The 6,774-nt window shown below is 72.6% G+C and carries 5 protein-coding genes; 1 reads left to right on the top strand and 4 read right to left on the bottom strand.

Translation table 11 applies throughout. The features are described from left to right. Window positions 1–79 precede the first annotated feature (79 nt). Complete coding sequence (locus ACJA3G_RS26420; RefSeq protein WP_358832786.1) at window positions 80–358, bottom strand: hypothetical protein; 279 nt, start codon at window positions 356–358, stop codon at window positions 80–82. A gap of 300 nt (window positions 359–658) precedes the next feature. Beyond that, entirely contained in the window at window positions 659–3,625 is a 2,967-nt protein-coding gene (locus ACJA3G_RS26415) for a BTAD domain-containing putative transcriptional regulator (RefSeq protein ID WP_406555548.1), read from the bottom strand. A gap of 356 nt (window positions 3,626–3,981) precedes the next feature. Here ACJA3G_RS26415 and ACJA3G_RS26410 point away from each other — a divergent pair, with 356 nt between their 5' ends. Further along, window positions 3,982–5,199 carry an amidohydrolase family protein gene (locus ACJA3G_RS26410; RefSeq protein ID WP_406555549.1) on the top strand — a complete coding sequence of 406 codons (1,218 nt, stop codon included), beginning with the start codon at window positions 3,982–3,984 and terminating at the stop codon, window positions 5,197–5,199. Window positions 5,200–5,289: 90 nt separating this feature from the next. On the opposite strand, the gene ACJA3G_RS26405 is transcribed toward ACJA3G_RS26410, so the two are convergent. Continuing rightward, entirely contained in the window at window positions 5,290–5,499 is a 210-nt protein-coding gene (locus tag ACJA3G_RS26405) for a DUF397 domain-containing protein (RefSeq protein WP_406555547.1), read from the bottom strand. Beyond that, window positions 5,496–6,323, bottom strand: coding sequence for a helix-turn-helix domain-containing protein (locus tag ACJA3G_RS26400; protein WP_406555546.1), 828 nt, complete (start codon window positions 6,321–6,323; stop codon window positions 5,496–5,498). Before ACJA3G_RS26400 ends, ACJA3G_RS26405 begins: the two co-directional genes overlap by 4 nt. Window positions 6,324–6,774 lie beyond the last annotated feature (451 nt).

The following is a 6,774-nucleotide window of genomic DNA, read 5'->3' as shown; positions in this document are numbered from 1 at the left end:
CCCCGTGTGTCGCCGGCCGCGGCGACCCCCCCTCCGCGTCGCCGCGGCCGGTCCCCGCCCAGCAGTGGTGCCCGGGTGCTCAGACCTCTTCGGAACCGGCGTGGTTCTCCTGGGGCTTGAGCACGTCCGTACCGATCAGACCCGCGTGGTTCTCCATGGGCTTGACCGGACCGCCCACGCCCACGAGCCCGGCGTGGTTCTCAAGGGGCTTGATGGTGGCGTCGCCACCGAGCAGGCCCGCGTGGTTCTCCATCGGGACGATGGTGCCCGTCCCCGTACCCGCGCCGGAGCCCGGGATCCCCGCGTGGTTCTCCTGCGTGGTGGTGTCGCCGGTCTCGGGCTTGTTACCGTCACTCATCGTGTTCAGCTCCCCTGAGTTGCTGCATGTCGTGCTGTGAACGGTGCCCGCCCGGCGGCTCCCCCGAGGGTCGCCGGACGGGCACTGCAAGGGCCGTCCACAGTAGCGGGGAGGCCCACCGTCGACCCGCCTGCCCCCCGACGCGGCGGATCGTTGAGTAGAAGAGTGCCTAGGGGCGATAAACGAAGGCTAAACGGCGTCGGCAACCCCTTGGACGGTGCCGGGACGGCCGCCTCGGCGCGGGGCGCGCGAAGCCGCCGCGCCGAGCGAAAGCCCTGGTGGTGGCGGGTGCGGCAGCCGCTACGCCGCCGCCGTCAGAGTCAGCAGCTGCCGTACGTCCTTGGCCTCCGCCGCACCCGTCGACTCGTAGATGGCCAGCGCCTCGCGCCAGCACGCGCGCGCCCGGTCGGCCTGGCCGAGCTGGTCCAGGGCCCGGCCCAGCGTCGTCAGGACGTTGCCGCGCATCCACTCCCCGCCGATGCAGCGCAGCGCCAGCGCCTGTTCCGCGTGCTGGGCCGCCCGCGCCGGGCGCCGCGCCGCGAAGTGGGCCTCGGCGATACGGAAGTGCGTGGTGCCCTCCCACAGCCGGTGCCGGTTCTCCTGGAAGACCTCCAGGGCCTGGCCGAGCTGGGACAGCGCCTCGTCGAGCCGGCCCGCCCGGGTCAGCGCGATCCCCAGCGCGAAGCGGCCGTTGGCGCACCGCAGCGCCAGGCCCATCTCGCTGAAGATGTCCAGCCCGCGCTGGGCGAGCTCGACCGCGCTCGCCGTCCGGCCCATGTTCACGTGGATACGGGACAAGTTGCACAGCGCGCTGGCCTCGCCCGGACGGTTGCCGTCGGCGCGGTAGTTCTCTATGGCTTCCTGAAGGAAGCGCTCGCCGTCCGCGTGCCGGTTCTGGTAGAACGCGATGATCCCGCGGTCGGTCGGCGCGGCCCCGGCCGGCATCGGATCGCCGGCCTCCCGGGCGAGCAGCGCGGAGACCCGCGCCTCCTCGTCCGCCTGCTCGAAGCGGCCGGAGACGAGCAGCACGGTGGAGAGCGCGAGCCGGGCCCGCGCCTCCGCGCTCGCGTCGCCCCGCCGGTGCCCGGCGTCGCGTACCGCCGCCGCCGTGGTCTCGTACTGGCGCGAGTTGGCCCCGGACTCGGCGAGGTCCTTGGCCGCCCACAGCAGGTCCACCGCGCGCCGCAGCATCGCCGGGTCGGCCGCGCACTGGTGCAGGCACGCCAGCAGGCAGTTGGCCTCCGCGTACAGCCAGTCCACGGCCGCGTGCCCGTCGGTGAAGGTGAGGCCGGGGTACTGGGTGGGCGCCAGGTGCTCCACCAGCCGGTCGCCGGGCCGCTCGATCGCGTACACCCGGGCGGCCGTGGCCAGATAGAAGTCGAGCAGCCGCGACATGGCCTCGGCCCGCTCGGACGGCGGGTCCTCGTCGCGCTCGGCGCAGGCACGCGCGTAGAGCCGTACGAGGTCGTGGTAGCGGTAGCGGCCGGGGGCCGCCGACTCCACCAGGCTGGTGTCGACGAGGGATTCGAGGAGGTCCTCGGTCTCCTGGAGCGGCAGGTCCAGGACGGCGGCGGCTGCCGCCAGCGAGATGTCCGAGCCGTCGGGCAGCCCGAGCAGCCGGAAGGCGCGGGCCTGGGCGGGCTCCAGCTGGCCGTAGCCGAGCTCGAAGGTGGCCTTGACCGCGAGGTCGCCGGCCTGGAGCTCGTCCAGCCGGCGCCGCTCGTCGGCGAGCTTGGCGGCGAGGACCGAGACGGTCCAGGTGCGCCGGGAGGCGAGCCGGGAGGCGGCGATACGGATGGCCAGCGGCAGGAAGCCGCAGGCCGCCACCACGTCCAGCGCCGACTGGCGCTCGGCGCCCACCCGCTCCTCGCCCACGATCCTGGTGAAGAGCTGGAGGGCCTCCTCGGGGGACATCACGTCCAGGTCGACCAGGTACGCCCCGGCCAGGTCCAGCATCCGGATCCGGCTGGTGACCAGCGCGGCGCAGCCCGCCGTGCCGGGCAGCAGGGGGCGCACCTGGGCCGCGTCGCGCGCGTTGTCGAGCAGCACCAGGACGCGGCGGCCGTCGAGCGTGGAGCGGAACAGGGCCGCGCGCTCCTCCAGCGAGTCGGGGATGGACGCGTCGGGGGTGCCGAGCGCCCGCAGGAACGCGCCGAGCACCGCCTCCGGCTCACAGGCGCGCGGGCCGGTGCCCTGGAGGTCGACATAGAGCTGGCCGTCGGGGAAGTGCGGGCGGGCCGCGTGGGCGACGTGCACCGCGAGCGTCGTCTTGCCGACCCCGCCGATCCCGGCCAGCGCGGAGACGGCCATGACGGTGGACCCGGCGGCGGCGAGCCGCGCCGACAGCTCCTGGACGAAGGCGACCCGGCCGGTGAAGTCCGGGACGGAGGCCGGGAGCTGGGCGGCCCGGACGGGAGCGGGGGCGGCCGGGGCCTCGGCGGGCCTGGCCAGGTCCTCGTCGGCCTGGAGGATGCGCTGCTGGAGCCGGGAGAGCTCGGGGCGCGGGTCGACGCCGAGCTCGTCGGCGAGCAGGCGCCGGGTGTCCGCGTAGACCGCGAGGGCCTCGGCCTGGCGTCCGCTGCGGTAGAGCGCGAGCATCAGCAGCTCCCGCAGCCGCTCGCGCAGCGGGTACGCGGCGGTCAGCGCGGTCAGCTCGGAGACGGCCTCCGCGTGGCAGCCGGCGTCCAGCTCCATGTCGAGCCGCGCCTCGGTGAGCTGCAGGCGCCACTCCACGAGCCGGGTGCGCTCGGTGTCGGCGTGCGGGCCGGGGATGCCGGCGAGCGGCTCACCGGTCCACAGCGCGAGCGCGGCCTTGAGCAGTTCGCGCGCCCGCGTCTGGTCGCCGCCGGCCCGCGCCTTCTCGGCCTCGGCGGCCAGCTCCTGGGCCCCGGCGAGGTCGAGGACGCCGGAGGTGAGCCGGATGGCGTACCCGCCGGACTCGCTGACCAGTACGCCGGGCCCGAGGGCCTTGCGCAGCCGCGAGGCGTACGTCCGTATCGCGGCCAGGGCCTGCGACGGCGGCTCGTCGCCCCAGATGGCGTCGATCAGCTCGGCGGCGGTGGCCGTGCGGCCGTCGCGCAGCAGCAGGGCGGCGAGCAGGGCCCGCTGCTGCGGTGAGCCGGACGGCAGGGCCTCCGAGCCCCGCCAGGCGCGTACGGGTCCGAGCACGCCGAAGCGCAGGTCCGCGGTGTCCGCGGCCTGGCCGGCGTCCGCTGCCGAACCCGGAGCCCGTTGCTCCGGAATGCGCGGCTCGCCGTTTCGGTCCATAGCGACCCCCTGTGCCCCCGTAGCGCTGGTAATGCCCGTGCCAGTCTGCCCTGTCCATGGCATGCGCGTCAGCTACGGGTGACGCTCCGCACAAGGGCTCTGCACACTTTCGTTACAGGTCACCGGCGCTTGTCCATGGCCGCGCCGGGGGACGGACGGGCGTCGCACGGCGGGGGCGGAGGGGCGAATGGCCGAGGAGTGACGGGTGAGTGGCCGAGGTGCGACCAGTACGCGGGGCCGGGGGAGCCGTCGGCTCCGCCGTCCCACGCCGCGAGCACGGCGGACCGAGTAGCTGACGGATCGTCAGTTCAGGTCTACCGTGAGGAGTCATGGAGACCATGGAGACTGTGGAGACCGTGGAGAGCTTCCCGAGGATCATCTCGGTGGACGACCACACGGTGGAGCCGCCGCACGTCTGGCAGGACCGGCTCCCGTCGAAGTACCGGGACTCGGGCCCGCGCATAGTCCGCGCGCCCCTCAAGGAGATGACCTTCCTCGGCGGCAGGTTCGCGCCGGTCATGGGCGCGCCGGGCGACGAGGGACCGGTCGGCGACTGGTGGGTGTACGAGGACCTGCACCGCCCGCTGACCCGGCTGGACACGGCGGTCGGGTACGCCCGGGACGAGATCCGCCTCGAAGTGATCACCTACGAGCAGATGCGGCCGGGTTCGTACAGCGTCCCGGAGCGGCTCGCGGACATGGACATCAACCACGTCCAGTCGGCGCTGTGCTTCCCCACCTTCCCGCGCTTCTGCGGCCAGACGTTCACGGAGGCGTCCGACCGGGAGCTGGGGCTGCTGTCGGTGCGGGCGTACAACGACTGGATGGTGGAGGAGTGGTGCGGCCCCGAGGCGCACGGCCGGCTGATCCCGCTGACCCTGATCCCCCTGTGGGACGCGGAGCTCGCGGCGGCGGAGGTACGGCGCAACGCGGCGCGCGGCGTGCGGGCGGTGGCCTTCTCCGAGATCCCGCCGCACCTGGGCCTGCCCTCGGTCCACACGGACTACTGGGATCCGTTCCTGGCGGCGTGCGACGAGACGGGCACGGTGATCGCGATGCACATCGGCTCGTCCTCCCGCATGCCGTCCACCTCGGCGGACGCGCCGCCCGCGGTCGGCTCCACGATCACCTTCGCCAACTGCTGCTTCTCGATGGTCGACTGGCTGATGAGCGGCAAGTTCGAACGCTTCCCCCGGCTGCGGGTGATGTACGCGGAGGGCCAGATCGGCTGGATCCCCTACATCCTGGAGCGCGCGGACGTGGTCTGGGAGGAGAACCGCGCCTGGGGCGGAGTGGCGGACAAGGTCCACCGCCCCCCGTCCGAACTCTTCGCGGAACACGTCTACGGCTGCTTCTTCGACGACGCGTTCGGCTTGCGGAACCTGGGGGCGATAGGGGTGGGCAACGTCCTGTACGAGACGGACTACCCGCACTCGGACTCCACCTGGCCGAAGTCGAAGGAGGTGGGGGCGGCGCAGATGGCGCATCTTCGGGGGGATGTGGTGGAGCGGATCGTTCGGGGTAACGCGATCGGTCTGCTGGGGCTGACGGACACGGGGCTCTGGGCGGGGTAGCCGGGCCCTCCGCCTCGCACGAGGACCCGCCACTCCCCGCGGAGACGGGAGTGGCGGGAGGTTGCCGCGCGTACGCGCCTGATCGAGCCCTCAGGCGTGGTCGAACCAACCTGTCTTGACGCCCGAGACGAAGGAGGAGTAGGCCTCGGCACGGATGTCGAGGACGGGACCGTCCGGGCGCTTGGAGTCACGGACGGGGACCACGCCGCGCGTGGCGGCGACGGTGTGGGCGACCTGAACACACTGGCCGCCGTTGTTGCTGTACGAGGACGTGAACCATTGCAGATGGTCGGTCGTCACGGGGTGCCCTTTCGTAACCTGCTGATCATGGCCACTGCCTCCGCCTGGGAGGGGGATTCGCCTTGCAGTTGATGGTAGGCCGTCAACAGCGGCAGCACGAAGGTGGATTCCCGCTCCAGATGCCCTCGTTGGGCGGATTCCGCGTACGACACGAGTGACCGGTCCGGCAGCGTCAGGATCGTGACCGGCAGGTCGAACGGGCGGCGGGCTCCCATGCTGAACGGGGCCACCTGGAAGAGCGTGGTCGGCAGGTCGGCGAACTCCAGCAGGCGCGCCAACTGCGCGTCCATGACGGACGGTTCCCCGATGGGCCGACGAATACAGCTCTCGTCTAGCACCGCGTGGACCAGCGGTGGGGGCGTGCGTTCGAGGGCGGCCTGCCGTTCGGCGACAAGGGAGATCCGCTCCTTCGCCTGCTCGTGGGAGATCGCCCCCCGCTTGACCGCACTCTGGGCGAGCACGGCCGCGTACTCCGGAGTCTGGAGCAGACCCGGAATCACGCCGACCTCGTAGAGCCGGACCTCCGCCGCGTGCGCCTCGTGCTCCACGAACTGCGGGAAGCCCTCCAGCAGTCCGGCATTGCGGACCTTGCGGTACGCGCGCTCGAAGGCGTCGCCGGTGCCGAACGCCGTGTCCGTGCTGTGCGCGAAGCGAAGAGTCGGCAGTTTGCGGCCGGTTTCCACCGCCGAGACATGCGTACTGGAATAGCCGATGCGCTCGGCCGTCTCCTCCTGGGTCCACCCCCGCTCCTCCCGCGAACTGCGCAGACGCGCACCGAAGGCGGCCTGGGGTGAGCTGTCCGGATCCAACTCCTTGCGGTTCAAGGGGCGTTCGCCAACCTTCCGTGCCGTTCCAACAAGTTGAGGGGTTCCCGCTGTGCGGTCACGCTGAATCCACAGAGTAGTGCCATCACTACGGAGAGGAGCGGCCATGCCAGACGAGAACGGGCCCGCCGAGAGGGGGAAGAGGGGGAGGCCGCGCCCCTGTCGGGGCCGAGCTCAGTTCTTCGCCGCGGCGGACCCCCTCAGGGGCGCGGGGAACTGCGCGACCGGCCCCCACCGGTCCGCAGACGACACGACTGAGTCACCAGCCCCCCACCGGGGCACATACAAAAGCCCGGGCCAGGGTTACTCGCCCCCGGCCGGTTCAGGGAAGGGGCGTGGCGGGGGAGAACTCCCGCAGGACCCCCTTCACCACCTTCCCCGACGCGTTCCGCGGCAGCTCCCCCACGAACACCACCTCCCGCGGCACCTTGAAGTTCGCCATCTCCCTCCG

The organism is Streptomyces sp. YS-3 (genome assembly GCF_045257485.1).
Taxonomy (GTDB): Bacteria; Actinomycetota; Actinomycetes; order Streptomycetales; family Streptomycetaceae; genus Streptomyces.
This window is presented reverse-complemented; position numbering and strand designations above follow the sequence as displayed.